The 23,591-nt window shown below is 45.9% G+C and carries 19 protein-coding genes and 3 pseudogenes; 5 read left to right on the top strand and 17 right to left on the bottom strand.

Going from position 1 to position 23,591, the window contains the following annotated elements:
• The first annotated feature begins 6 nt into the window (after positions 1-6).
• The 3 genes from B9L21_RS06005 (at position 7) to B9L21_RS05995 (ending at position 3,077) form a co-directional block, all read left to right on the top strand.
• Positions 7-966: a sporulation protein gene (locus tag B9L21_RS06005; RefSeq protein WP_063165630.1), complete on the top strand. Its 960-nt coding sequence runs from the start codon at positions 7-9 to the stop codon at positions 964-966.
• A gap of 19 nt (positions 967-985) precedes the next feature.
• Positions 986-1,675 carry a zinc metallopeptidase gene (locus B9L21_RS06000; protein WP_063165629.1) on the top strand — a complete coding sequence of 230 codons (690 nt, stop codon included), beginning with the start codon at positions 986-988 and terminating at the stop codon, positions 1,673-1,675.
• 76 nt (positions 1,676-1,751) lie between these two features.
• Positions 1,752-3,077, top strand: a complete 1,326-nt coding sequence (locus B9L21_RS05995; RefSeq protein WP_063165628.1) for a hemolysin family protein — start codon at positions 1,752-1,754, stop codon at positions 3,075-3,077.
• A 166-nt stretch (positions 3,078-3,243) separates the two neighbouring features.
• On the opposite strand, the gene B9L21_RS05990 is transcribed toward B9L21_RS05995, so the two are convergent.
• Positions 3,244-3,417, bottom strand: a complete 174-nt coding sequence (locus B9L21_RS05990; RefSeq protein ID WP_063165627.1) for a twin-arginine translocase TatA/TatE family subunit — start codon at positions 3,415-3,417, stop codon at positions 3,244-3,246.
• A 240-nt stretch (positions 3,418-3,657) separates the two neighbouring features.
• Positions 3,658-4,560, bottom strand: a pseudogene (locus B9L21_RS05985) (ISLre2 family transposase); the annotation flags it as partial.
• 124 nt (positions 4,561-4,684) lie between these two features.
• Here B9L21_RS05985 and B9L21_RS05980 point away from each other — a divergent pair.
• A pseudogene (locus tag B9L21_RS05980) lies at positions 4,685-4,795 on the top strand (zinc ribbon domain-containing protein); the annotation flags it as partial.
• A 441-nt stretch (positions 4,796-5,236) separates the two neighbouring features.
• Here B9L21_RS05980 and B9L21_RS05975 read toward each other — a convergent pair.
• Positions 5,237-5,326: a helix-turn-helix domain-containing protein gene (locus B9L21_RS05975; protein ID WP_015374211.1), complete on the bottom strand. Its 90-nt coding sequence runs from the start codon at positions 5,324-5,326 to the stop codon at positions 5,237-5,239.
• Positions 5,327-5,554: 228 nt separating this feature from the next.
• Here B9L21_RS05975 and B9L21_RS05970 point away from each other — a divergent pair, with 228 nt between their 5' ends.
• On the top strand, positions 5,555-6,520 hold the full coding sequence (locus B9L21_RS05970) for a multicopper oxidase family protein (protein WP_063166540.1): 966 nt from the start codon (positions 5,555-5,557) through the stop codon (positions 6,518-6,520).
• A 134-nt stretch (positions 6,521-6,654) separates the two neighbouring features.
• Here the strand turns inward: B9L21_RS05970 and B9L21_RS05965 are convergent, their stop codons facing one another.
• The 14 genes and pseudogenes from B9L21_RS05965 to hsdR form a co-directional block, all read right to left on the bottom strand.
• Positions 6,655-7,209 (bottom strand): NADPH-dependent FMN reductase, encoded by a 555-nt coding sequence (locus tag B9L21_RS05965; RefSeq protein WP_063166541.1) that lies wholly within the window; start codon positions 7,207-7,209, stop codon positions 6,655-6,657.
• 166 nt (positions 7,210-7,375) lie between these two features.
• Positions 7,376-8,887 (bottom strand): glycosyltransferase family 8 protein, encoded by a 1,512-nt coding sequence (locus B9L21_RS05960; RefSeq protein ID WP_063166542.1) that lies wholly within the window; start codon positions 8,885-8,887, stop codon positions 7,376-7,378.
• A gap of 28 nt (positions 8,888-8,915) precedes the next feature.
• Complete coding sequence (locus B9L21_RS05955; RefSeq protein ID WP_225995629.1) at positions 8,916-9,719, bottom strand: glycosyltransferase family 8 protein; 804 nt, start codon at positions 9,717-9,719, stop codon at positions 8,916-8,918.
• 359 nt (positions 9,720-10,078) lie between these two features.
• Positions 10,079-11,521: a glycoside hydrolase family 1 protein gene (locus B9L21_RS05950; RefSeq protein ID WP_063166544.1), complete on the bottom strand. Its 1,443-nt coding sequence runs from the start codon at positions 11,519-11,521 to the stop codon at positions 10,079-10,081.
• A gap of 115 nt (positions 11,522-11,636) precedes the next feature.
• Complete coding sequence (locus B9L21_RS05945; RefSeq protein ID WP_063166545.1) at positions 11,637-11,837, bottom strand: hypothetical protein; 201 nt, start codon at positions 11,835-11,837, stop codon at positions 11,637-11,639.
• Positions 11,838-11,842: 5 nt separating this feature from the next.
• Positions 11,843-12,148, bottom strand: a complete 306-nt coding sequence (locus B9L21_RS05940; RefSeq protein ID WP_063166546.1) for a ferredoxin family protein — start codon at positions 12,146-12,148, stop codon at positions 11,843-11,845.
• Complete coding sequence (locus B9L21_RS05935; RefSeq protein ID WP_063166547.1) at positions 12,130-13,425, bottom strand: FAD-dependent oxidoreductase; 1,296 nt, start codon at positions 13,423-13,425, stop codon at positions 12,130-12,132. The genes B9L21_RS05940 and B9L21_RS05935 overlap by 19 nt, the downstream gene beginning before the upstream one ends.
• Positions 13,418-14,467 carry an electron transfer flavoprotein subunit alpha/FixB family protein gene (locus B9L21_RS05930; protein ID WP_063166548.1) on the bottom strand — a complete coding sequence of 350 codons (1,050 nt, stop codon included), beginning with the start codon at positions 14,465-14,467 and terminating at the stop codon, positions 13,418-13,420. Before B9L21_RS05930 ends, B9L21_RS05935 begins: the two co-directional genes overlap by 8 nt.
• A 31-nt stretch (positions 14,468-14,498) precedes the next feature.
• A complete protein-coding gene (locus B9L21_RS05925; protein ID WP_063166549.1) occupies positions 14,499-15,314 on the bottom strand; it encodes an electron transfer flavoprotein subunit beta/FixA family protein in 816 nt (271 codons plus the stop codon).
• 407 nt (positions 15,315-15,721) lie between these two features.
• Positions 15,722-15,865, bottom strand: a pseudogene (locus tag B9L21_RS18190) (transposase); the annotation flags it as partial.
• A gap of 84 nt (positions 15,866-15,949) precedes the next feature.
• Positions 15,950-16,690, bottom strand: a complete 741-nt coding sequence (locus B9L21_RS05915; RefSeq protein ID WP_063166550.1) for an HNH endonuclease — start codon at positions 16,688-16,690, stop codon at positions 15,950-15,952.
• Positions 16,691-17,108: 418 nt separating this feature from the next.
• On the bottom strand, positions 17,109-18,575 hold the full coding sequence (locus tag B9L21_RS05910) for a restriction endonuclease subunit S (RefSeq protein WP_063166551.1): 1,467 nt from the start codon (positions 18,573-18,575) through the stop codon (positions 17,109-17,111).
• A complete protein-coding gene (locus tag B9L21_RS05905) occupies positions 18,572-20,050 on the bottom strand; it encodes an N-6 DNA methylase (RefSeq protein WP_063166552.1) in 1,479 nt (492 codons plus the stop codon). Before B9L21_RS05905 ends, B9L21_RS05910 begins: the two co-directional genes overlap by 4 nt.
• Positions 20,051-23,296, bottom strand: a complete 3,246-nt coding sequence (gene hsdR / locus B9L21_RS05900; protein WP_063166553.1) for a type I restriction-modification system endonuclease — start codon at positions 23,294-23,296, stop codon at positions 20,051-20,053.
• Positions 23,297-23,591 lie beyond the last annotated feature (295 nt).

The following is a 23,591-nucleotide window of genomic DNA, read 5'->3' as shown; positions in this document are numbered from 1 at the left end:
GAAAGAATGTTTAGAAAATTTTTATCGAAGCTGGGGATTGGTTCTGCGAATATCAACCTTATGCTGCATCATTCCCAAGTACGATTGGGAGAGACCATTAGCGGTGAATTTTTCATTGAAGGAGGAACAGTAGAACAGCATATCAACAAAATTGATGTAGAACTTCGTTTAACATTAAACCAAAACGGGCAATCGCAAACAAAAACAGTGGCAACGATTCCAGTAGCTTCTGCCTTTGTCATTCAGGCTGGCGAGAAAAAAGTATTGCCTTTTGCATATGAATTGCCAAAAACTCTTCCAGTGTCAAGACACGGTATTCATTACACGTTTGTTACCCGTCTTGATATTGCAGGCGGTGTAGATCATTTGGATGAAGATGCAGTACAAATTCTTCCACCATTGCCTTTAGAAAAAATCTTCATTGCTTTTGAAAAGCTAGGCTTCCGGGAAAAGGCAACTTCAGGATCACTAAAACCGTATGGCCAAGAATTCGAACTGTTTCCAACGGAACAATTTAGAGAAGTTGTTCAAGAAGTTGAGTTTTTTGCATTTTTAGAAGAAGAGGGAGTTCGCCTGCTTCTTGAAGTAGATGTATATGCAGGAGCCTTTGGTTTGCAGGAAAAAGAGTTAAAACGGGAAATCTTTTTCGCACATACAGAATTAACCGATGTAAGCATACTAGCTGACAAACTTCGCGAAATGATTCAAGAAATGATCGAGCAGCCGTATCAATATACAGCATCATCCTACATGGCTCACTATTCCCGCATTCCTCATTCTCATGGACAAGGACATGGCATGATGGGAGCGATTGGCGGCTTTGCTGCAGGAATGTTTGCCGGAATGTTAGTGGAAGAGCTCGTGGATGATGCCATCGAGGAAGCCTTTGGTTTTGAGGAGGAAGCTGAAGAAGAGGAAGAAGGATTTTTTGTGGACTTCTTTGGTGGAGAAGATGAAGAATTTTAAGTAGCAGGGGGAGAATGCAATGTTATTTCATCCAATGGACATTCTCATCTTTTTAGCATTCGGACTGTCACTTTGGGCACAATTTAAAGTAAAAGGTACATTTAATCAATGGACGGAAGTCCGTGCTAATTCGTCTCTTACTGGAGCTGAGGTAGCACGAAAGATTTTAGATTCCAATGGTTTATATCATGTTCCCGTTGAACTAGTGCCTGGTACATTGACAGATCATTATGATCCATTGTCACGCACTGTTCGATTGTCTGAACCTGTTTATTATGGACGTTCTATCGCGGCTATATCAGTAGCTGCCCATGAGGTTGGCCATGCAATCCAGCATCAACAGTCATACGGCGCATTAGTTTTGCGGCATCGTATGTTTCCAGTGGTGAATTTTTCTTCTGGAATTGCTCCATTTCTATTGTTAGGCGGGTTTTTGTTGCATCAAGCTTCACTCATTGGGCTTGGCATTATTCTCTTTTCAGCAGCCGTGGCATTCCAAGTAATTACGTTACCGGTAGAATTTAATGCGAGTTCTCGCGCCAAAAAGCTTCTTCTTGCTGAAGGATTTATTCTCAATGATGAAGTACGGGGAGTGAATAAAGTTTTAAATGCTGCTGCATTAACCTATGTAGCTGCGGCATTAATTTCTGTGTTAGAGTTAATCAAGTTTGTTATGATTTTCTTCCAAGGGAATAATGAAGAAGAGTAACGTAATAAATTAAAGGTATAGCCAAATTAACAGGAGGTGGATTCTCTAGCTGTTTGCATACAGCTAGAGAGCTTAATTGGAGATAGTTAATTTACTGATGGTTGGTGTTTTAATTGCTTTAACGGCATTCTTTGTTGCATCCGAATTTGCCATTGTTAAAGTACGCAGTACACGCATTGATCAACTGATAGCTGAAGGAAATCGAAACGCTAGGGCTGCCAAAAGAGTCATCTCTAATTTGGATGAATATTTATCAGCTTGCCAGCTTGGTATCACCATTACCGCATTAGGGCTTGGTTGGCTTGGTGAACCAACGGTGGAGCATTTGCTTCACCCTGTATTTGAACGAATGAATTTAAATGAGTCTGTGGCGTCTTTCCTTTCTTTTGCGATTGCATTTGCAACGATTACCTTTTTGCATGTGGTCGTTGGAGAGCTGGCTCCGAAAACATTGGCAATTCAAAAAGCAGAAACCATTACACTGTTATGTTCAAGACCTTTAATCTTTTTCTACAAAATAATGTATCCGTTTATTTGGGCATTAAACGGCTCTGCTCGCGTCATTACCGGATTATTTGGGTTAAAACCAGCATCCGAACATGAAGTGGCCCATTCAGAGGAAGAATTGCGCTTGATTTTATCTGAAAGTTATAAAAGTGGAGAAATTAATCAGTCGGAATATAAATACGTAAACAATATTTTTGAGTTTGACAATCGGATTGCCAAAGAAATCATGGTACCGCGTACAGAAATTGTCGCACTAGATAAAAACCGTTCCATTGCGGAACATTTTGAAACGATAAAGCAAGAAAAATATACGCGCTATCCTGTTATAGACGGAGATAAAGACCATATCGTTGGTATGGTAAACATAAAAGAAATATTAACGGATTGTATTCAAAATCCAAAGGCCACTGAAAAGAAGTTAGATGATTATATCCGCCCAATCATACAAGTAATCGAATCCATCCCTATTCATGACTTGCTCGTCAAAATGCAGCGTGAACGAGTTCATATGGCGATTTTAGTAGATGAATACGGCGGAACGGCTGGACTTGTAACAGTTGAGGATATATTAGAGGAAATTGTCGGTGAGATTCAAGATGAGTTTGATATTGACGAAGTTCCGATGATTCGCAAAGTGAATGAACATACCACCATTGTTGATGGAAAAGTATTGATTGAAGATATAAATGACTTGCTTGGAACGGATATCGATGATACGGATGTTGATACGATTGGTGGTTGGATTTTAACAGAAAAATTTGATATTCAACAAGGCGACACTCTTTCCTACGGCGATTATGAATTTAAGGTATTAAAAATGGAAGGGCGCCATGTCCAATTGGTCGAAATCACGAAACGTGCAAAAAACCTTCACTTACCGTACAGGAAGCAATAACAAAATAGCAGTTAAGAAATGAAAGAAAGGATGTCCCAAAAGTGACTGCTTTTGGGACACCCTTTCTAATTCTAATACTCTAATATGGATAGATGCCCATATAACAATTGCCTAACAGACCGCTGATGTGTATCTTATTATCACACGTTAATAGTGCTTACTCTAACTAATCGTGTTTTTGGGTTTTTTGTTCTTCGTCGTCAATAATCCCATTTGTAGCCTTCTTAAATTCGCGCAGTGTTTTTCCAGCGGCCTTTCCAAGCTCAGGCAATTTTTTCGGCCCGAAAATTAAAAGCGCAAAGAAAACAATGAGTGCAATTTCGCCAAAACCAATGTTCATGTCACTCGCTCCCTGCGTTTGCTTTATCATCCATTTTCTCCGTCATTGTATCACACACGAACGAAGGAGACCATTGATGTTAGTCTAAAGAGTCAGTCAAGACTTTGTGGAGAACATTTTTTCGGTTCACTACGGGTGTTGTCAATCACTAGTTAGCGAACCATTTTCAGGAATTGATATCGTAAGCGCTTTCGGACTCTCATCCCTCATCTTGAAGTGATGATATTGTATTCCATTTTTTTACACCCAACCAAAATCCCGAAGCGCCGACAACGCTTGATGGATCGGCGTCCCGGATGACCGCTGCAGACACGGTAGATTCTGACGCACCACATCTGCCCATAACCGTCCGGCCTTCCGTTTGGCCTGTTCGATCCGCTTGGACTTTGTTGAGGCCGAGACGGCCGACTGGGGCTCTTGCTCCTCCCACCGTCCCTTTCTCCACCCGATCCCGTCGATTCGGGCTGCCGTCGCTCTCAGAAACGCCCGAAGCCCTTGGTCTTTCCAGCTGCGGCGGGATTTCACCCGATGCGCAAACCGGCTCATCACGCTCTCGGCGTGGCCCATCGGACGCATGCCGGTCGTCTCCACCCCTTGCTCCGACAGCCACTCCCGATAGTCCCGGATGCATCCCGGCATCGACTCGATCCGGCGAATCAAGGCGGCCAGCTGTTGTTCTTTGCCTTCGTCCTCCAACGTGCCGACCGCGCTGTTCAGCTCGACCAAAAGTCCTTCTTCGTCTTGTTTCGCCAGCTTCTTCCGCACCTCCCGCCAACGCGGATGGCCGGACAGACACTGACGCAGCTCCCGCGCCACATGAAATCGATCCAGCTGAAAGCACGCCCGCTTCCCAAAATACTCCCGGCAGGCCGTGATCCACGACGCCGCGTCGCCGTTGATGATCAAAAGGTCCCGGCACGGGTCATAGGCATATTCGTTCATCAGCCACTCTTCAAACCGTTCCCACACGTCTCCCGCCCCTTCATGGAGGTAGTGGCGCCGGTTCACGAGCTCGAGCTGCGAACCGTTTCGTTTCCATCCCTCGTGAACCGCCAGGATTTTCTCTTCTTTCGCCCGTTTCCCTTTCCCCTGGCGGGAAATGAACAGCCCATCCGCCTCCACAAACAGCACTCGGCCGTGCTTTATAACGCCGCGAAGCAAGAGATTCCCATTGATGTGATCAAAAAACAGCTCCATGTCGCCTAAGGGGTTCCCTGTTTGTCTCTCTAACCATGGAAATTATTGTAATGAAAAATGCTCATCTACAGTAGGTAAATGGTTTCCCTCGACAAAAAAATGTTCCCGTTGTGGAAACGAAAAAGAAATGTCATTGTCCGAACGTGTATATAAATGTATTTGTGGCTTAGTATTAGACCGTGTGTTTTTTGCAAGCAAAAAGTGCAGAGAATTGCAAGAAAAAATACATAGGCTTGCCGGCTCAATGAATTTACCTTTCAACCGAGCGAGAAGGGAGCGACTGAACGGCAGAAAGCGCGTGCCGCAAGCAGGCTGAGTCGAAGGGTTTTTGGGGGCTTTCATGATCCGCTCACGCTCCATTCCAACGATTTTTCTTCCTTTTTCGACATAAGCCCCCTAAATCCCTGCCTCAGGGTGTACTTTTTTCACCGGCCTTTTAGAGGTGGGAGATTCTTGGGAACACCCGCCCCACGGCAGGCTGTCAACCAAGCCATCCCCGTGCGTCCCACGGTTCAGCTGCCTTACAAAGACAGCAAACGAAGCCTCTCATTTTGGAACACTCTTTGCAGCCAAGCCCCGACCCTGTTGTTTCATACGCTTGATTCCACTCGGCCAAAAGACTTTACACAAACCGGCAGCACCCAATCGTTTGGTTGATGAGCTCCGCTTGTTTTCGGGTGGGATCCAACCGAAACCGATAGGCTCTATGCATGACCTTCCCTCCTATTTTAGGGAACGTTTGTTCTGTTCGTGCCCATTTTATACCTTTTGTTCTTTTGATGCAAGAGGAAGATCGATGAGGGAAGACACCGATTCATCCCCTACTGACGCTCACGCGTGGAAGTGGGGGTCTTCTCGGTTCGGGATGATCAAACGACTATCCACACATGCCGCAGCATATGATGAAATTGTGATACCTTCTCTAAAGGGGGAAGAGGGAATGCATGGTTACTTGCCGGGAAATCCTCAAACGCCTATTATCACGCCCAATGTAAAAGATGCGCCATTTCGGGTTCTCAAAAACGGGGTAAAACAATTTCACTTGCGGGCGGAACCGGTCGTGCATGAGTTGGTAAACGGAATTAAAATCCGCGGGTATGGATACAACGGAAGTATTCCCGGGCCGACAATTCTTGTCAATCAAGGGGACTATGTTCAAATTACAGTCGAAAACCGTTTGCCAGAAGCGACATCCGTCCATTGGCACGGATTAATTGTTTCCAACCGAATGGACGGCGTACCCGGCCCTGGGGGCAGCCCGATTATCCAACCGGGGGAAAGTTTTACGTATGAATTTCGCATCCAACAGTCAGGAACGTTTATGTACCACAGCCATGTCCATGATGCAAAACAAGAGTTAATGGGATTAGTAGGCATGCTTATTTCGCGCGGCATATACGAAGAACCCGTGGACCGCGATTATGTTCTGTTGCTTCAAGAGTGGGCTGTGCAGATGGAGATGCATCAGCAAACTAGCAGCCATCCAATGAATGATCACCCTTCCAAACAATCGGCATCAAATATATATGACATCGATCCAATGTCAATGATGTTTAATTTTTTCACAATTAACGGCAAAGCCTATCCTGATACCGCTCCTTTATTTGTCCGATATGGCGAGCGCGTCCGTATTCGCCTTGGCAATTTAAGTATGGATTCTCATCCGATGCATTTTCACGGGCATGAGTTTAGTGTCACCGCGGTTGACGGAAATCCGATTCCTATGATGGCAAGATTAAAACGAAACACGATTAATGTAGCGCCAGGAGAAACATGGAACATCGAATTTTTGGCCAACAACCCGGGAAATTGGGTCTTTCACTGTCATAAACCTCACCATACAACCAACATGCATTCGATAAAGGACATGGGCGGCATGCTTACGATGGTCCGCTATGCGAAATAGATGAGCATTCAAGAAAAAACGGCATCGCTGCCGTTTTTTCTTCTCTCGATTCTCTTGCACCTGCTTGATAGTCAAGCAAATTATTTAACTTACTCGGACTCACCGTCAGCCGAAAGAAAAAGTGAACGGCGCGCTCACCGTTCGCGATGCGTATGAATCCATTGCACAAACTGTTCGATCACTTGATCCAACAAGTCGATGGTTGCCGTATCTATCAGTTGTCCCGATTCATCAAATTTTTGGCTGGCGAAGTTGATCAGCACCTCATTCCCAGCAGGCGGCAAGACGTTGGCTGAGAGTCCTGGGCTTTGCAAGATTTGGCGCAAATGGAGCTGCGCCCGAATCGTTCCCATCATCCCGCCTGATACACCGGCGGTCATCACCGGTTTATTGATCAACACCTTATCAACGCGCGACAGCCAGTCCAACGCGTTTTTCAATACGCCTGGAACCGACCAGTTGTACTCGGGCGTGATGATCAACACACCATCGGCTGCGGCGATTTGCCGCTTAAACGACACCACCGCTTCAGGCGGGTTCAGTTCATCGTCCTGGTTGTAATGCGGCAGCCGCTCGATATCGGCGATGTTCAGTTGGAATTTGTCTTTGTACCGTTCTTGAATGAACTTCGCCAATTTGAGATTATAGGACTCTGTCCGCAAGCTTCCGACCAATGCAACGATATTCATTGGCGTCCTTCCTCCGTTCATTGATTTCCATTTGAATATCATTTTTCTAATAATCAAGGAAGAACATGGAATCCATGTCCTTCCTTGTTAGTTTACCATACAATAAACTTCTTTTACTTCTTTCCTGCTTGTCGACCGGAAACGTTTCGACCCATGTACGGTACGTTTAGAAAATCCCTTTTCTATATTTCAAATAATACTTTTTCAACGGATGATCGGCATTCCACGGCTTATTCTCCCCGGTATAATGAATGATCGACGGTTTGAGTTTAGCGACCGGATCGTATAAATGGTACGTTTGAAAATTCCATTTCAGGTCCAACGGCAGCCATTGATCGAAAAGAACGGCGTTCAGTGCGTCTTGATCGCAATATTGAATGCGGTCTGAATGCGCACGGAGGAATTCCATCACTTGTTCTTTTATATGCTGCTCGCGCCACTTTTTTACGTTAATCAACAGCACACCGGCATTAAAATACTTCGAATTCTCCGGCATAAACAAATCAACATTTCTTGATTGCTTTATCCAATGATCCTCAATTGCGCCTAACAAATATCCGCTGATATCTATCTTCCATAGCTCCGTAATGTCCTTTTTTATAATGAGATCACAGTCGAGATACAGCACTTTCTCAACCGTTTCGTCAAAGAGCTCCGGAATGGACAGGCGGTAATACGTTTCTCTCGTCAAATAAGCGAAGGTTGCAAACTCGCTGTACACAGCTCGATCGATATGTTTAAAATCCATTTTTGCCTTATACTTTTTGGCGATTTTCACTAACAGCGATTTCTTTTCTTCGCTGATGTCGCTACCGATGACATAAATATGAATTGGATTGTCCGATTTTTTGTTTTTCAACAAAGAACAAAGCATCACCGCTAACGGCTCAGCGTAAGCATCGTTGGCCGCCGTCACAATGTGAATGGTCTCTTTCTGTTTCGCCTGTTTCCCGCTTTTTTTCCTCTCCTCTTTGTCCTGTCGTTGAAAAATGCTCTTAGCCTGCGAAAGGACGCGCTTCATTTTCGCTTTGTCGTTCTCGGCTTCATAATACAACTCGCGAAGCATCAAATTGCGCTCGCCTTTTGGGTTGTTCTCATACCCGACGACCGGATGCCTCAGATGATAAATCGTATGCTCGAGCCGCTTGTAGCGGCCACATAGCGTATTCACGGCGCAGCTGAAGGCGTCATCCTCCCCTCCCCATCCTGAAAACCGCTCGTCAAAGCCCCCGACCGCTAGGAAATGATCGCGAGAAATGACGTTAAACCCTCCAAGATGCGTAAACTCCGACGTATGAATAAGCTCAAACTCCGTCACCTCGACTGGCCAAGTTGGAGAGGTCTCTAACAACATCCGCGAGTTTTCCTCAGTGATTCGCACAATTTTGCGAAAAGGAATGACCCATGGCGCCTTGATCGCATGTTCAACAGCATCTTTCATCACTTCCGGGTCGCAAAAAATATCCCCATCGATAATCACGAATAGATCGCGGGTGGCTTGTTTGGCAGCACGGTTGATGGCCTGCGCTCGATTGAACGGCTCTTCTTCAGAAACACCGACGCAAATTTCAGCTTCAGGGAACATCTTTTCGTAAAACTCTTTTACCCAATGAAAATTGCGGTCTCGGATGCCACTGTCAGGTTTGTACGGAATGAGGATCGACACTCGTTCGAACAATCGTCTTCACCCCCTTCAATGAAAGCACTCATTCCAGCGATAAAGGTTTTTCCCATAACGACTTTTTTAAATATTTGCGATATTCTTTCGCAAACGGACTTTTCGAATTCCATGGTTTTTCAGGACCGGTGAAATGGAGAATGGCTGCCTTTTTGGACGACCGTTTTGCAGAGTGGGCGGCGGTGAAGTTCCATTTGTCATCGAGGCGAAGCCAGCGGTTGAAAAGGACTGCGTTTAACGCATCTTGATCCATTAAGGCGAGCTTGTCGCCATGGGACTTGACAAACTCCATCAATTCGGCAGAAATGTTTTTCTCCCTCCACCGTTTTAGATTCATTAGTAATACACCAGAATTAAAATAATAGGAATCCGGGGGCAACGACAGCCTGTTCATTCGAATGTCCCGATCCGATTTGGTCAGCACCCGTGACTCGTCCACTGCCGCTAGATCATATTCCTCGATATTCGTTTCCCATAATTCCGTGAGGTCGGTTCTGACGATGATATCGCAATCCAAATACAATGCTTTCGAAATCTCCTCACCGAGCACATCAGGGATGATCATCCGGTAGTAGGCTTCTTTGCTGATGTATTTTTGCCCTCCCGAACCAGACGCAAAATCGGCAAACAATTGGACGTCGACACGAAGAAAGGTGATTGGCGTATGAAACTGCCCAACAACTCGTTGGAGCTTCGCCATGCTGATGGTAGAAAGATCGCTGTACAGGATATAAATATGGATTGGGCGATTCATTTTTTGATTTTTTAATAGCGATGTTAACATTACCGCTAAGTGTTGGGCGTAATGATCGTTCGTCGCTGACACAATCACCAAAATGAACCACTCCTTTTTCTCTAATATTGCCTTTTCTATTGTATGTCCGAAGACACCACATTGCTCTCTGTATATGCGTCTATCTTCATTACATCACAGCGCCTGATCTAAGCTTCAAGACCTATCCACCGGCAAGACCATTGTAGGCAATGGGTGGCCCCAAAAACAGACAAGGCGCCATTCCACCGTCTGATGCTTCCCACGAAAAACGGGCAACGCCACCAAACGGTGAACACTGCCCGTGAAAAAGGCAAATGACCTCATTAAAACCGGTTGCTCTCGTTTGCCGCCCGCCTTTTGCCTTTCATCTTAGAATCCGTTCTATCCAAAATGATGCACCTTCCGGCCGCCAAACATTACAGTACTTCCCCATTCGTCACAATCACACGCTGGTACCAGTAAAACGACTTTTTCTTCCTCCGTTCCAGCGTCCCGCTGCCGTCGTCATGTTTATCGACATAAATCAACCCGTACCGTTTTGAAAACTCGCCGGTCGAGGCGCTCACGAGGTCAATGCAGCCCCATACGAGATAGCCAATCAATTCGACGCCATCGGCGATCGCTTCACGCGCTGCTTCGATATGACGGCGCAAATAGTCAATGCGGTAATCGTCGTGAATCGAGCCGTCTTCTTCCACTTTGTCATGCGCCCCAAGCCCGTTTTCCACAATAAAAAGCGGTACGCGATACCGATCGTACAACCGGTTTAAAATGATGCGCAGCCCTATAGGGTCGATCTCCCAGCCCCAGTCGCTCGCTTTAAGGAACGGGTTTTTCACCCCATCAAATACGCTGCCGGGGATGAGCTCATCATCCATCTTGTCTTTTTTCTGGGTGACGGACATATAGTAGCTTAAACCGATATAGTCGACCGTATGCTTCTTGATCAGTTCCAAATCCCCGTCGCGAATATCGAGTTTCACCCCGCGCTCGTCGAACACGCGTTTCATAAAGGATGGATACTCGCCGCGCACTTGAACGTCGGCGCAAAAGAAATTCAACAGCCGCTCCTCTTCAAGTGCATGCATGACGTTTTCTGGATTGCAGTCGTACGGGTACACCGGGGCGGCGAGAATCATGCAGCCGATTTTTGCGTCCGGAATGATCTCGCGGCACGCCTTCACCGCCAGGCTGCTGGCGACAAATTGATGATGGAACGCTTGAAACAACTCTTGATATTTCGTCTCTTCGCTTTCCGGCACAAATCCCATGCTCATGAGCGGAAAATGGAGCGCACCGTTTATTTCGTTAAACGTCAGCCAATATTTCACTTTATCTTTATAACGCTGGAAAATCACCTTGGCGTAACGTTCAAACAACGTTACCAGTTCGCGGCTCCGCCAGCCACCGTATTCTTTGGCCAAATGGAGCGGCATTTCATAATGGGAAATCGTCACCACCGGCTCAATCCCGTATTTATGTAACTCATCGAACACCCGATCATAGAAGGCAAGCCCTTCTTCATTTGGCTCAAGCTCGGTGCCGTTCGGGAAGATGCGCGTCCAGGCGATCGATAGGCGGAACGCTTTAAATCCCATCTCAGCAAACAGGGCTATATCCTCTTTATACCGGTGGTAAAAGTCGATCGCTTCATGGTTCGGGTATGTGTACTTCTCCTTATCAATGGCAAACTGCAACCCTTTTTCCCTAAGCAGTTGTTGCCTCATCTTTCCTCCCGGAAGCACATCGGCAATGCTTACCCCTTTGTTTCCTTCGCCAAATCCTCCTTCGATCTGGTTGGCCGCCGTCGCTCCTCCCCATAAAAAGTTGGTGGGAAACGCCTCGTTCGTTGTAACCACTAGTCAGTCCCTCCTGTGCAAGTATGCCTCCCCACTAGCTTACCACAAACGCCGCTCCGCCTACACCGACGAATGCTTCGTTCCGCTGTTTCTTCTCCCCCATAAAAAACCACCCTTACAACGGGTGGTTGACATCGGAAGAAACACGAATCGTTTGCCTTTTCGTCAACTCCACATCGACCGTTAACAGCTCTTTTTTCTCCCAACTGACGAAACGGTCTTCCCATAACACGTGGCAAGAGTGATCATTCATTTCAAGCACGATTCCCCTCGCCCCATCACAGGCAAAAATGACGCAATCCCCGATGTGGAACATAACGATCACCCTAGCCGAAAGACGATCCCGTGACCGCCTCTCGGATACTCCCAACGAATATTTTCATACGGACAGCCGATGCGGCAGCTGCCGCATTCATGGCAGCCTTCATAACCGACATGCATCCGCGTTCCCTCCCATTTATACACCGCCGCCGGGCAGAAAATCGTGCAAATTTTATCCGGGCATTTCGTCAGGCAAATGTCATGATCAAGGACGTGAAGGTGGGATTTCGTATCGGCATTAAAGCGGACTAAGTATTGTTTTTCCTCAATCGTTGGCAAATGGCTCATTATTTCATCACCTCCCATGCCTTGAACACATCACGCGCCAATTTGAGTTTTTCCTTCACCGAGCCAAGATCGCGCCAAATTTTTTTCTGTTTTTCCCATTTCGATGCCCCATCGACCGTAAACATGTGGCTGGCCGCCCGGTTGAGCAGCGGAATGTAGCGTTCAAAATATTGCGGGAACGCATCAAAATGATGGGTCGCATCTTTATACTTCTTCAAGTCTTGGACAATAAAGCTTTCCATCAGTTTCAGCCGATAGTGGTCAAGCATGCTTTCCGAGAAATCGTTGTACGTTTTCGCCATAATGATCGTTTCGGCTGCCAGGCGTCCGGAAGTCATCGCCATATTCGACCCTTCACGGTGAATGGCGTTGACGAGCTGGGCGGCATCCCCAACGACAAGCACACCGTCCCCGACCACTTTCGGCATCGAGTGGTAGCCGCCTTCCGGAATCAAGTGCGCCAAGTACTCGACCGGCTCGCTCCCTTGGAGATATGGGCGGATCATCGGGTGGTTTTTCACGTATTCAAGCAGTTCGTACGGTTTAATCTTATGCTTAATCAGCCCGGAAAGCAGCGTGCCGACGCCGATGCTTAAGGTGTCTTTATTGGTGTATAAAAATCCGGTTCCTAATATGCCTTTTGTTGCATCGCCGAGCAGCTCGATCGTGCATCCTTGCTCCGGCTCAAGGTTGAAACGTTCTTCGATCACTTTTTTATCGAGCTTGACAATTTCCATCACTGCGAGCGCGACTTCATCCGGCCGCCATTCGCGGTGAAACCCGAGCTGTTTCGCCAAAAGCGAGTTCACGCCGTCCGCCAGCACGACGACATCGGCATACACCTCGCCGTCCGGGCGGTCGGTGCGGACACCGACGACGCGGCCTTTTTCAACGATGCATTCGAGTGCCACCGTTTCACAAACGAGCAACGCCCCTTGTTCGACTGCTTTCTCGGCAAACCATTGGTCAAACTTCGCCCGCAAAACGGTAAAGTTGTTGTACGGCTCGCGCCCCCACTCCAATCCTTTATAGCTGAACGTCACCGCCGACTCTTTATCCATCAGCATAAACCGCTGCTCAACGATCGGCCGCTCGAGCGGGGCCTCTTTATAAAACTCCGGAATAATGTCTTCCATCATTTTTCGATAGAGCACGCCGCCCATGACGTTTTTCGATCCTGGGTATTCGCCGCGCTCAAGCAATAATACGTTGACTCCGGCTTTGGCGAGCTCATAGGCGCACGCCGTTCCGGCCGGCCCCGCTCCGACGACGATACAATCAAACTTTTCAGGCATGGCGGATTTCCTCCTTCGCATCGGCCGATGCGTTTAATTTCGGAAGCTCTTCTTTCAACCGTTTAATGAGTAGCGGCACGATCTCCAGCGCATCGCCGACAATGCCGTAATGGCACGCTTGGAAAATCGGCGCGTTCGGATCTTTATTAATGGCGATGATCAGCTCGGAGTTTTGCATGCCGACGATATGTTGTATCGCACCCGAAATGCCGATGGCGAAGTAAATCTTCGGCGTCACCGTCACCCCGGTTTGCCCGACTTGATGATGGTGGTCGATCCAGCCGGCTTCCACGACATCGCGGCTGGCGCCGACCGCCGCACCGAGGACATCCGCCAGCTCATGGATGAGCTGAAATCCTTCTTTGCTGCCCATTCCTTTGCCGCCGGCCACAACGATGTCCGCCTCGTCGATGCGTGCTTTTTTCACCGTTTCTCTTACGACTTCAAGCACTTTCGTCCGCATCTGTTCCTCGTGCAGCTCGATCTGCTCCTCGATGATCCGGCCGGTCCGTGCCGGGTCAGGCGAAAGCGCCTTCATCACTTTTGGCCGGACTGTCGCCATTTGCGGGCGGTACTTTTTGCATAAAATCGTCGCCATAATGTTGCCGCCAAACGCCGGCCGACTCGCCAGCAATAACCCGGTGTCTTCTTCAATATCGAGTATCGTTGTATCGGCGGTTAACCCTGTTGGCAAATCGGTGGCAATGGCGCTTGCTAAGTCTTTTCCTGTTGGCGTCGCCCCGTACAACAATACTTCCGGCTTATGCTTGTGACAGCAATCCAGCAATGCGCGCATATACGGCTCTGTGCGATAATGTTCAAAAATCGGATCATCATATACATAGACAACGTCGGCCCCGTAGGCAAACAACGTCGTCGCGAGCGGTTTGACACCGCTTCCAATTAACACCCCGCCTAACTCTGTGCCGCGTTTATCCGCCAGCATCCGCCCGGCTCCGAGCAGCTCCAAGGAAACAGGGGCCACATTTCCGTCTTTCACTTCAATGTATACCCATATCCCCCGATAATCTTCCAAATTCATACAAAAATCCCCTCCCACTATGTCTCTGTTTTTATGATTGAAACAATTCTTTTTTCTCAAGAACGATCGAAAGCAGTTGTTCGACTTTTTCTTCTGTTGTTCCTTCCAGCAGCTCGCCGCCTTTTGGCTTCGGCGGCGTCCATATTTTTGAAACAATCGTTGGGGAGCCTTTTAATCCTAACTGTTTGCGGTCAACATTTTCTAAATCGTCTGCAGTCCAAATCGTCGGGTGATATCGTGCGGCTTTGATCATGTTGGGTAAAGGCGCAAAGGAGATGTCGTTAATTTCTTTTTCAACGGTGAATAAACAGGGGAGCGTCGATTTCACGACTTCATAGCCATCTTCCAGCTTGCGGTGGACGATCGCATATCCTTTTTCTTTGTTAATTTCCACGACTTTGTTTACACCGGTGAGCGGCGGAATATCCAAGCGGCGGGCGATGCCTGGCCCCACTTGACCTGTATCACCGTCAATGGTCATCTTTCCGCAAATAATCAAATCAATCGGCCGCTGCTTCGCGATTTGTTCCAACGCCTTCGCCAGCGCATAGCTCGTCGCTAACGTATCCGCCCCGGCGAACGCGCGGTCGGAAATCATATACCCTTCATCAGCGCCAAGCTCAATACACTTTCGAATCGCCTTCACCGCCGGCGGCGGACCCATCGTCAATACGGAAACGACGCCGCCATATCTCTTTTTTAGGCGGACAGCTTCCTCTACCGCGTGCGCATCATACGGATTTAAAATCGCCGGGGCGCTGGCGCGGTCGATCGTATTCGTCTTCGGATTGATCTTGGCAACCTTCGTATCCGGCACTTGCTTAATACAAGCTACAATATGTAGCATACATCCACCCCCCAAAATGGTTTATCTTCCTATATTCATATTCTAGCATGATCAGAAAATTTCCTGAAGTTTTTGTCAAATATTTTACTATTTTGTTCAAGATTCTCACAGCCTGTCTATGAAAGGGAAGTAATGCTGAAGATAATCAATATATATATTATAAAAATAATATTAATATGGTTTTGTCGATGTACTAGAATAGTTTGTCTAATCAACACTGAACATTCCCTAACTTCTGCTCACGCTGAAGAGCAGGAGGCTGTTCCAGCTTGAGATGATCACTCATTCTGTTTGGACGAGTGACAGTGTCCCGAGTTCGACAGTGACGAGGCAAACAAAATGCCTCTCATCCCTTGATACCAAAGGGACGAGGGGCATTGGGGCATACGTTGGGCGTGTATGTAGGTGCGAGGATGAATGCCTAGAATCTTCGGAGGAGGCTCCAGCCCTAGGGCCGCAAAGAGTTGCACTTGTTTGGCCGTCAGTTTGGTTCGCTGATCAAGGCCGCCGTTTTTTGAAGAAAAATGTTCAAGCATGAGACGTTCCCTTTCAACCACTTGTCTTCGGCCGCCGCAATTTGATAGAGCCCGGCCAAGCAATCCCAAAATGCATTTGGCCAGACGCTCAACAACAAACTAAATCCTCCTACGTGTTTCAACAATCTCCCTCAATTCTTCAATAGACAAATTCCCCCTATGCAACATGGCATGGCAATTCGGGCAGACCGGACGCAAATCGTCAAACGGGTTCACCGTGTATTGCTCACCAATCTCGCTCAGCGGAAGGAGATGATGAACTTCGATAAATCCTTTCCCGATTTCTCCGTAAACTTGCTCAAAGTCAAATTGGCAGACGGAACAACGGTAGCCGTGCTTTTGCAAACAAAGCCTCCGCGCCCTTGCATTTCGTTCATACCGATTCACAGCGACCAGCTTTTTGCCGCCTTCGCGCAGCGAGACATCCTCCAGCTCGCTCGGCAATAACGTATCGTTTTGATGATCCGTGTCCGTTTGTTCGTATCGGCGCACCGCCTCGCGTAATTCAGGGCGCAATTGCCAAATATACTTATCGCGACGCTCTTCTCCTAAAAAAGGAATATGCCAATACCGTATTTTCCCATCCTCACGAATAGGAAACTGAACATCAGGATATTTTCGAATAATGCGTTTGCCCAATCTTCCTACTTGAGCATTTAAAGGGGAATGGCTGACTTTGTTTAAAAAACGCGCCAGCTCTTTCCCCGATGCGCGACAATCCGGAAAATAATACAATGTTCGGATCAGCTCCACATCTTCTTCACGGAATACACTTCGATCGTTTAACATGTCCAGCCATTGATCGGTGGATATGGCCAGCGGCTCAGCATAAATTTTCATTGTCATCCCCCAATGCGCATAGATATTATCAACCATTTACCTCTAAAACTAACATTATTATGGGTGAAACAAATCTCTAACATAAATTTATTTGCCAAAAAACGCAGCCCTCGTCGCAAGCTGCACACGCCATTTCAAAGATGTGACTGATACGACGCGCCCCCATCCCGTTACGGTAGGGCAAGATCCGTTACCGTCTGCATCGCTATAAAGAGCCATATTGTCTCGATGATCCAGTGGTGGCGCTGACTTCAACATCTACGAGCGAAAAACTCCTTCTCTTTCCTTGTTCGTCAAGGATTCATTCGACAATGGACATAAAAAATCCTCCCGATTTTCGTCGGAAGGGAGGAAAATGGTAGTGAAGAGGAAAAAGAGCTCACTCCATACTTGTTGAGTGAGCTCTTACATAAATGGTTTATTTCGATTTCAGCACTTCTTTTAACAACTTAATGGCATGTTGATCGGTTGGATCGTTTGTACCAAGTTCGCCACGGAAGGCTTTGTTGAGGATGGATTGGCGTATCGAATCTATTTCTCCCTCTAATACCTCTATTTTATTAATTTCAACTTCTTTAGCATACAAGTTATCCAATAACTCAACAATTTTGTCCTGTTCTCCTTTTGGCGGGAATGGAAATAAATAATTTTCCAAAAATGATTTAGGTACACGTTGTTGACCTACTGCCCCTGTCATTTCTTTTTTAGCTTCCATCCTAAATTTTTTAGATCGGAGTAAATAATATATTAACTTATTGTTAATATAAGGATTTGTTCTAATTACATGAAACTCAGTTGATCCAAATCCAAACCCATTTATTAAATTTTGCGCAATGGCTGTTTTTCCATTTTCCATACAGGGAGTTATTTTGGCAAAAAGAATATCATTTTCAAGAAAAAATGTATAACCTTTCTTTACTTCAGCATACTTCCTAATTTCCTGATTTTCTATTTCACCAGTTTTATCACTCACAGAATGCATAGGAATAAATGTGCAAATTTGATCATCTTCTATATCGGCTAGCTTCTTCTTAGGTGGGTTAATATCGACAATATCACCTAATCTAACCCATTTCCAATTTTGAGGAATCTGATAAGGTGGATTCATTTCGTCTTCATCTTTTTTATTGCTTTTTTTATAGACCTTTTGAATTTCTTTAAAAATATCATCAGCTTTTTCAGTCATTGAGTTCATAGATCGCCATTTTTTAGTTAGCTCTCCTCTAAACGCCTTGTCTAAAATGCTTTCCCAGCGAAGTTCAAACGACTCTTTCACTTCTTCAATCAACTGCTTCGCTTCATCAATTTTCGCAAAAAGCCACTCGATTTTCTCAGCAATGCGTTTTTGTTCGTGTAAAGGAGCTAAAGGCACCTCTATTTCCTTTAGCCTACTCGCTTTTATCCCAGAAACAGTAGTTCCAGTAGCGTTACTTTTAATTAGAGCTTGCATTTGTGGACTCATTAAACAATATTTAAAGAAAGTCTTTTCAAGTGGCTGATAAGGGGAGATTGTGATAATCCTTTGAGCGAGCGCAATTTTCTCATTAATATCTAATTGAGCCACATTCCCTAAAGGTGCTTCGGTTGTAAATAATATATCACCCACATTTGGAATCCCTCTAGTCATCCATGAATCATAATCTTTTTCACTAATAAATTCTTTAGGTTCGTCTTGGATATAACCCATCCTAACATTTTTAGCGGTGATTAGTCTTATACCTGATTCAGTTTTTTTAGGTGTCTTACCTCGATAGTCAATAAACCTACTAATACTACCTAGTCTAACCCACACCCAATTCCCCGGCACTTCATACGGCTGTTCGTCTTCCGGCACTAACGCTTCTTCCAGTAGTTCTTCCAGCGTTTTTTGTTTCGTTTTGCTCATTTTTTAAGCACCTCAGATGTTTCTGCCACTTTCAGCACTTCGTTCGTTGCTTGGTAGCTATTAGGTTGTTCGACCGCTTTTAGCTCGGCGATGACTTCGCTTAGCAGCGAAATCGCCAATTCTAATTTTTTCACCGCTTCTTCGGAGGAGTCGATGGGGTCTGGCAAGTTTTCGTAGACGGATAGGGATTCATCAGCAATTAAGCCAATATCTAAGCTGTCGCCTTTTTTCGCAATTTCTTCCCTTGTAAACACATTCCAGCGCTCGTCTTTAACTTGGCGGCGGTCTTCTGCCGTATAGGCCTTGATAAATCTTGCAAAATGTTCTTTCGTCAACGGATTCCGCTTGCCGAAAGACGGCATGTTCGTCCGTAAATCGTACACCCATACTTCTTTCGTATTGCCGACGTCAGTTTTTCCGCGGGTGAAGAATAAGACGTTCGTTTTCACTCCTTGGGCGTAGAAAATCCCGGTCGGCAAGCGTAAAATCGTATGCAAGTTGCATTTGTCCATTAAGTCGCGACGAATGTCGGCGCCGACTCCGCCTTCGAACAAGACGTTGTCAGGGACAACGACAGCGGCTCGTGCTTTTCCATTCGGTTTCAAAGCTCGGTAAATGTGTTGCAAGAAGTTCAGCTGCTTGTTTGATGTCGTAAAGGTAAAGTCTGTTCGTGTTGCCCGTTCGCCGCCTTTTTTCGTCCCAAACGGCGGATTCGTTAAGATCACGTCATAATTTTTCAGACGCTCACCAAGTGATGAGAGGGTATCGCCTAACAAGATTTCACCATGGACATCATGAAGCAGCGCGTTCATGACCGCTAAGCGATGCGTATCTCTGACCAGCTCTACTCCAGAGAAGGCCTTGTATTTTTGAAATTCAATTTCTTCTTGGGATAAGTCAAAATAATCATCCGTCTGTTCACGCACATGACGATCGGCCGCGATCATAAAGCCGAAGGTTCCCGCGGCGGGGTCATGGCAGCGCTCGCCCGGCTGTGGATTTACGAGCTCGACAATGACATCAATAAGGACGCGAGGCGTAAAATATTGCCCCGCTCCTGATTTGACTTCACTCGCGTTCTTTTCTAACAGTCCTTCGTACAAATCGCCTAAACCTTCTTGCTTGGCGTTATACCAATCTAAGTTATTGATGGATTGAATAATTTTTTCCAAGTTCTTTGGTTCTCTAATATTCGATGTCGCGTCCGTATAAATTTGTTTTAATAATTCATTTTCCTCTTTTCCTAAATCAAGCAACAACTGTTGGTAATGCTCTTTTAGTTCAATCCCGTCTTTTTCTACTAACGAATCCCAGCGATAGTTTTCGGGAATGATATATTCTTGACCGGTTTCTTTCATCATTTTTAAAAATAACAGATAAGTTAGCTCCGTAACGTATTGATGATAAGTAATTCCATCATCACGTAGAACATTACATAAGTTCCAAAGCTTTTGTACAATCTCTCTGTTGTTCATCTACGCTTGCTCCTTCTTTTGATGATAGTTGTACAAATTAGAATTAATTTCACGAACAATCTGTGCTAATTGTCCGTCGAAAATTTGGTTTAACTGCTTAAAGCCTCCACGGCTCTTAAATGGTTCATATTCAAAAGCCTTTTCCGGATCTGGATGAAGAACGGATTCTTGCAGTAATTGCTTTTCAATGCGTTCGAGCCATTTCTTTTGCACCGGCGGCCATGCTTTCATTTGGTAAACCTTTTTCATGGCGTTTTTAATCCGTTCTTCATGGCTAATGAGCGGATCGCCTAGTGCTTGTTGGCGAATGAAGGCGATGATGTCCGCCGCGATGTCTTCGTTTTTCGCCTCCCGCCACGCCGCTTGCAGTTTTTTCTCGGAAAAGCCTTTTTGGTCCAGTTCAAGCAGCAGCTTTTTCAGTTCTTCCCTCGTTAGCTCGGTCGGCCGCTGGCAAACGATCATTAAAGCCGGAATTTTGTTCATATTGTTGCGAATAAATTCGCCGAACGACTGCAAGTAGTCATCTGGCTTTTCCGCGTTTCCGTAGCCGCGTTTGACCGCGATCAGTTGATCCTCATGTGTGGAAATATATTGCTTATTTTCCCGGTAGCGATTTTCATCCATATAGCGGAACATCGACTTGTACTCTTTTAATTGTACAAGTAATTCCTCCGGCGGCAAGGCTTTTACCCAATCGATAAACTCATCGACCGTTTTGCCGCCGGACAGCACTTGAAAGTCTTGGTGCTGCCGATCGGACCATTTCCGCTTTTTCCGCTGGATTTTGGCGATAAGTTGTTCTTTTTGATAGTGAAGATGTTCCGTTTTTTCTAGTCCCTCTAGTTCTTCGACTAACTGAGTCAGCGAAATATTCGGACGCGTTACGACCGGCTTCATGCTCGTATACGGCTTTAAAGATTCATAAATTCCAACCGCGTCAAAAATTTTAAAATGGTCTTTTTGGATTTCTTCGCATCTTCTCGTCGCGCGTCCCAACATTTGTTCATACAGAATGCGCGAACGGACACGACGCAAGAAGACGAGATTCGTAACCGCCGGCACGTCCACCCCCGTCGTCAGCAAATCAACGGTAACAACAATAGTTGGATATTTTTCGTTTTTAAAGCGGCGGATCGCACCGGAAGGATCTTTAATTGAACCGGTAATTTTCATCACCGCGTTGTCTTCGACTTCGCCGTATAGATTTTCGAACTCTTCTTTTAAAAGGCGAACGACTAAGTCAGCGTGATCATCCGTGGCGGCAAAAATTAACGTTTTTCCTTCATCATCCGGAGAAATATAGTTCGTCAATTCGCGAATGATGACACGATTAAAGCTTTCGGTAATGACTTTGGTGTTAAACTGCGACACGTCAATGTTGACTTCGTCTTCTAAATACTCTTGCGAAATCGTTCCTGTCACCGTGTCATACACATCGACCGTTTCCCCTTTCGCCCACGTAATCCCTTCCTTTTTCAACACCGTTTCAAATTGATACGGGGGTTCATGGTCGACTAAATAGCCATCCACTACCGCTTCCCGGTAAGAATACGTGAAGACAGGCGGTCCAAAAATTTCTGTCGTATGAAGCGCCGGCGTCGCCGTCAATCCGATGCGGACGGCATCAAAATAATCGAGCACTTTGCGGTATTTGCTGACGTAGTCTTGATGATCGCGAAATTGCAGTTCGACCTCATCCATTTCTTTATCTAGCGTATAACCGCGATGGGCTTCGTCCACAATGATGCAGTCATACTGATCCACCGGCGGGATGTCTCCCGAGCGGTCGTTATAAAAAATCCGTTTTAACATCCCTTGTACGGTAGCGATATGCACTTTCGTTTCGTCATCTGGTTTTTGATCGTATAACGATTGTAAGCTATAAATTTCGGTGAACGTATGGAAACTTTCCATCTTGCTTTCTTTAAACGCGCTTTCTGCTTGTTCCGCTAGCGCTTTTCGGTCGACAAGGAATAAGATGCGGTTAAAGCGTTTCGCTTTAAGCAATCGGTAAATGAGGCCAATCGCCATTCTCGTCTTCCCTGTTCCGGTTGCCATGGCGATTAAAATGCTGCGTTTTTTCTCTTCGAGTGCTTTTTCAACAGCTTGAATGGCTTTCACTTGGTAAGGTCTTAATTTCAAATAATCAAATTTTTCATCACGCAAAAATTGTTCTGAACGTTCAATATCCTGTTCCAATAGCTTTTTCAGCCCACGAGGAGTATACCATCCTTGAAGGGGACGCGGATGATTGGTTGATTTACGAGCATCTAAAAACCAAATGCCTGATTTTTGTTCGAGTTGTTTTAAATATGGCCGCCCATTCGTCGCAAAGAGAAACGGAACAAAATAGTCTCCCCACGGCTCATGGATCACTTCGTTGCCATGTCGAACGACTAATTGGGCGTATTCTTTTGCTTGTTCAATGTCCGCTGGAATATCTTTGCTGGCGCGTTTCGCCTCGATGATGCCCACCAGTTCAAGACCAACAAATAGCGCATAATCGGCGTAACCGCGTTTTAAAGGCCATTCGGCGATGGCCATGTTTCGCCCTTTTTCCGGACGAACGCCTTTGGAGAATCGCAACTTTTCAGAGTCCGCCTCCCACCCGGCATCTCGTAATTGTTGGTCAATAAGAAGACGGGTTTCCGCCTCCGTCAATTCAAAGTTCGCGATGGCACGTTGAGAGAATTCACGTCGTTTTTGCTTCTCTTCACTGCTAATATATAGCTGTTCTTTCCGTATCTTTTCAAGCTCCGTTTCCAATCGAGCGAGCTTTTCTTCGTATGATTGAACGATCTGATCGAACTCATCTGCTGTGATAGAGGTTTGCGGTGTCGGTTCGATATACTCTGGAGCTTGGAATGACCAATCGCCATACACTTCCATAAACCAAACGGCGATGCGGAACGCCATATGCAATAAAGCCTTTGCTTCGTTTACTTCTCCATAAGTCGGATTATGTACCGCTTCATTTCCTTTCAACCGAATGACCGTCAATAAGTCATAGATTTCTTTCGGGATAATTTGCTCGTACAACAGAACTCTTAGACGTTCTTGCTGATCCGTTCCCCGCTCTTCCCGAATTTCTTCTAAAGCTAAAATATATTTTGTAATCGTTTCCGCAAATTTTCTCAGCTCACTCATCGCCACGTTTGGATTTTGATATACATTTCGTTCCGCTGTTTCCCCAACACGGGCGAGGACTTCCCATTTTCCTTCTAAAAAACGGAAATTGTGCGCCATCTTCAATTTTTCCTCCATACGCATTGGTCGTTTCCCGAATCACTCTAATGCCTGACAAATATTCAGAAGACTATGCAGTTCCATTTTACCATAAAACTTTACAGCATTTCACATTTCATCATACATTCAGTTTCATTAGGAATAAATTTAGACAAAATAACAAACAACGGCTTTTCCTGTTCAACAAGGATTCCCCGAGTTCGACAGTGACGAGGCAAACAAAATGCCTCTCATCCCTTGATACCAAAGGAACGAGAGGCATTGGGGCATACGTTGGGCGTGTATGTAGGTGCGA

The sequence above is a fragment of the Geobacillus uzenensis genome (assembly GCF_002217665.1).
Lineage (GTDB): Bacteria > Bacillota > Bacilli > Bacillales > Anoxybacillaceae > Geobacillus > Geobacillus subterraneus.
This window is presented reverse-complemented; position numbering and strand designations above follow the sequence as displayed.

What these genes read in the sequence shown, in the direction of transcription:
- B9L21_RS05930 (WP_063166548.1), bottom strand. Translation starts at nt 14,467, where the DNA reads ATGAATTTGGAAGATTATCGGGGGATATGGGTATACATTGAAGTGAAA.
- hsdR (WP_063166553.1), bottom strand. Translation starts at nt 23,296, where the DNA reads ATGGCGCACAATTTCCGTTTTTTAGAAGGAAAATGGGAAGTCCTCGCC.
- B9L21_RS06000 (WP_063165629.1), top strand. Translation starts at nt 986, where the DNA reads ATGTTATTTCATCCAATGGACATTCTCATCTTTTTAGCATTCGGACTG.
- B9L21_RS05965 (WP_063166541.1), bottom strand. Translation starts at nt 7,209, where the DNA reads ATGAATATCGTTGCATTGGTCGGAAGCTTGCGGACAGAGTCCTATAAT.
- B9L21_RS05990 (WP_063165627.1), bottom strand. Translation starts at nt 3,417, where the DNA reads ATGAACATTGGTTTTGGCGAAATTGCACTCATTGTTTTCTTTGCGCTT.
- B9L21_RS05905 (WP_063166552.1), bottom strand. Translation starts at nt 20,050, where the DNA reads ATGAACAACAGAGAGATTGTACAAAAGCTTTGGAACTTATGTAATGTT.
- B9L21_RS05970 (WP_063166540.1), top strand. Translation starts at nt 5,555, where the DNA reads ATGCATGGTTACTTGCCGGGAAATCCTCAAACGCCTATTATCACGCCC.
- B9L21_RS05910 (WP_063166551.1), bottom strand. Translation starts at nt 18,575, where the DNA reads ATGAGCAAAACGAAACAAAAAACGCTGGAAGAACTACTGGAAGAAGCG.
- B9L21_RS05935 (WP_063166547.1), bottom strand. Translation starts at nt 13,425, where the DNA reads ATGCCTGAAAAGTTTGATTGTATCGTCGTCGGAGCGGGGCCGGCCGGA.
- B9L21_RS05975 (WP_015374211.1), bottom strand. Translation starts at nt 5,326, where the DNA reads ATGCATAGAGCCTATCGGTTTCGGTTGGATCCCACCCGAAAACAAGCG.
- B9L21_RS05925 (WP_063166549.1), bottom strand. Translation starts at nt 15,314, where the DNA reads ATGCTACATATTGTAGCTTGTATTAAGCAAGTGCCGGATACGAAGGTT.
- B9L21_RS05945 (WP_063166545.1), bottom strand. Translation starts at nt 11,837, where the DNA reads ATGTTCCACATCGGGGATTGCGTCATTTTTGCCTGTGATGGGGCGAGG.
- B9L21_RS05915 (WP_063166550.1), bottom strand. Translation starts at nt 16,690, where the DNA reads ATGAAAATTTATGCTGAGCCGCTGGCCATATCCACCGATCAATGGCTG.
- B9L21_RS05940 (WP_063166546.1), bottom strand. Translation starts at nt 12,148, where the DNA reads ATGGGAGGTGATGAAATAATGAGCCATTTGCCAACGATTGAGGAAAAA.
- B9L21_RS06005 (WP_063165630.1), top strand. Translation starts at nt 7, where the DNA reads ATGTTTAGAAAATTTTTATCGAAGCTGGGGATTGGTTCTGCGAATATC.